Source organism: Idiomarina sp. UBA4206, from assembly GCF_002383015.1.
Classification (GTDB): domain Bacteria; phylum Pseudomonadota; class Gammaproteobacteria; order Enterobacterales; family Alteromonadaceae; genus Idiomarina; species Idiomarina abyssalis.
Window position 1 is genome coordinate 31,216 of sequence record NZ_DFTS01000016.1, and the last position, 2,198, is coordinate 33,413.

The following is a 2,198-nucleotide window of genomic DNA, read 5'->3' on the forward strand; positions in this document are numbered from 1 at the left end:
AGATGTCTAAAGGTAACCAGCAAAAAGTGCAGCTTATAGCCACTTTGCTGCATGACCCGCAGCTGGTGATTCTGGACGAGCCGTTTTCAGGTTTGGATCCGGTGAATCAGGAACATGTGTTAACGGTACTTAGTGAGCTGCGCGAGCGCGGCAAAACCGTGGTGTTGAGTGCGCACCAGATGGCATTGGTAGAACGTTTAGCCGATACCATGCTGTTAATGAATAAAGGCCGGGCTGTTGCGCAGGGAAGCCTTCAGGAAATTCGCAATACTTTACTACCGGAACCGGTTTACCGGGTGACCACCAATGCCCAGCTTGCAATGGAAAACTGGTCGGCAGTGGAACAGATAGATTCAGTTCGTAAAGTAAACGACGAGCAGGTTGAACTGAAGTTTAATAAGGACACCGATATTGAGCAGTTGTGGCCGCAGTTAGCACAGCAGGTGCCGATAAAGGCTTTTGCACCTATTCAGCCGGGGTTACATGACTTGTACCTGGACACGATACGTAAGCAAACCGGGGAGGTGCAGTCATGAAAGTCAGTTACTTACAACAGTTAAAAGCTATTGCCTGGTGGGAATTCAAACGCTTTTTTAAGTGGAAGCAGGAGCTGTTTTCCATTGCGCTTTTAGTGGTGATTTTTGCGGTGAGTGCTGGTTGGGGAGCTATTACCCAAATTTTTTCCGATGAATACCAGGGCGCTATTTTCTATCAGGAAGGTAAGCCGCAGGCGTGGGAATTCAAGGCGCCAAAAGACTTAACCCTTCGTAGCGCCGGCACCATGGAAGTGGAAAAGTGGCAAACGCAGCTACCAGAAGACTTAGATACCTTGATTGTGATTACGCCCGAGTTAACCGCTAAGGTTTGGGTGAAGAAGTCACAAAGCTGGCAGCAGGAGTTACGCAGCGAGCTGCAGGAGCAGTTGCAGACTCTTCGTATTCAACAACTGTCACTGACGCCGGAAGAGCGCACAGTCATTAATGAGAAACCCGACATAACCTTTGCTATTGAAGAAAGCGAAGACGCTTCGATAGACGATGCCAGCGACGCTTCCGCCACCATGTTACTGATGGTGATCATGGTCGGCGTTTTCACCGGTTTTGGATTGATGATGATGTCGATTACTGCCGAGAAGCAGCAACGTGTGACGGAACAGTTGCTGACGATTGTGACACCTACGCAGTGGATGGACGGAAAAATCATAGGTATTACGCTGCACAGTATTAAATCCATGACCTTTATTGGATTAATGATTCTGGGCGTGAGCATGGTGATTGCCGCCTTTTCAGAAGACGGTGGTTCGGGCCTGGACTGGGGCGTGGGAACGACTCTGCTCAGTATTATCTTTGTGGTGCTGGGAACAGTTTTAATCAACGCCATGCTGGCTGGCTTTTCGGCAACCATTGATGACCCGAATCACTCGTCCCGCAGTACGGTAATGTTGGTACCGCTGTTGCCGGTGTTTTTAAGCTTCAGTGTGATTGGTGAGCCAGACTCCACTATCGCAACGGTGATGAGCATTATTCCGATCAGTTCATTCGCAATGATGCCTGCGCGCTTGCTGCAAACTGACGTTGCAGTATGGGAGTGGTTGCTGAGCCTGGTATTGCTGGCGGCCTTCGTTTACTGGATGCGTAGTGTTGCCGGGCGTTTATTCGCCATGGGCATTCAGTACTATGGTAAAGAACCAGGCTGGAAAGAAATCTGGCGAGCTGTCGCCGGTAAATAAAAAAGTTGAAGGAACAAAAAAGCCGGGACGCTTCACAGCTCCCGGCTTTTTATTAGAGGTATTCTTACTTCAGCTGCTCAGCGTGTGGCAGCTCAAACGATGGTTTCTCTTCGGCTTTCTCAACCAGGAAGCTATCCATCCAGCGCATTAGACGCATGCTGTAGTCCAGCTGTGCTGCAACTTTACGGTTACCGTGCCCTTCGCCGGGGTAAAGCACTTAGCGAACCGGCACGTTACCGTGAGTCTTCAGGTAACGGTAGAGCTCCATTGACTGAGAAGGGTGTACACGGGTGTCTTCTTTACCGTGCATGATAAGAATTGGCGTGCGGGCCTTTTCTGCGTGGAAAATTGGGCTGCGCTCTAAGTACCATTCCCACTTGTCCCATGGGTAGCTGCGCGCGTGTACCGCGTGCATTTCTTTCGCAATGTCAGTGGTACCAAACTTAGATAAGTTGTTGCTGATACCAAC

Annotated in this window: 4 protein-coding genes; 2 read left to right on the plus strand and 2 right to left on the minus strand. The window is 49.8% G+C overall.

Features of this window, described 5'->3' with window-relative positions; all coding sequences use genetic code 11:
- Both B3180_RS03495 and B3180_RS03500 read left to right on the plus strand, forming a co-directional pair.
- Window positions 1-536, plus strand: a 536-nt coding sequence (locus tag B3180_RS03495; protein ID WP_286843091.1) for an ABC transporter ATP-binding protein, incomplete at its 5' end; no start/stop codon positions are given.
- Complete coding sequence (locus B3180_RS03500; RefSeq protein ID WP_054490795.1) at window positions 533-1,729, plus strand: ABC transporter permease; 1,197 nt, start codon at window positions 533-535, stop codon at window positions 1,727-1,729. The genes B3180_RS03495 and B3180_RS03500, both read left to right, overlap by 4 nt.
- Before the next feature lie 64 nt (window positions 1,730-1,793).
- Here the strand turns inward: B3180_RS03500 and B3180_RS15720 are convergent, their stop codons facing one another.
- Both B3180_RS15720 and B3180_RS15725 read right to left on the minus strand, forming a co-directional pair.
- Window positions 1,794-1,946 carry a hypothetical protein gene (locus B3180_RS15720; RefSeq protein ID WP_414654018.1) on the minus strand — a complete coding sequence of 51 codons (153 nt, stop codon included), beginning with the start codon at window positions 1,944-1,946 and terminating at the stop codon, window positions 1,794-1,796.
- Window positions 1,947-2,198: alpha/beta hydrolase family protein (locus B3180_RS15725; protein ID WP_414654019.1), on the minus strand; the 252-nt coding region annotated here is incomplete at its 5' end.

What these genes read in the sequence shown, in the direction of transcription:
- B3180_RS03500 (WP_054490795.1), top strand. Translation starts at nt 533, where the DNA reads ATGAAAGTCAGTTACTTACAACAGTTAAAAGCTATTGCCTGGTGGGAA.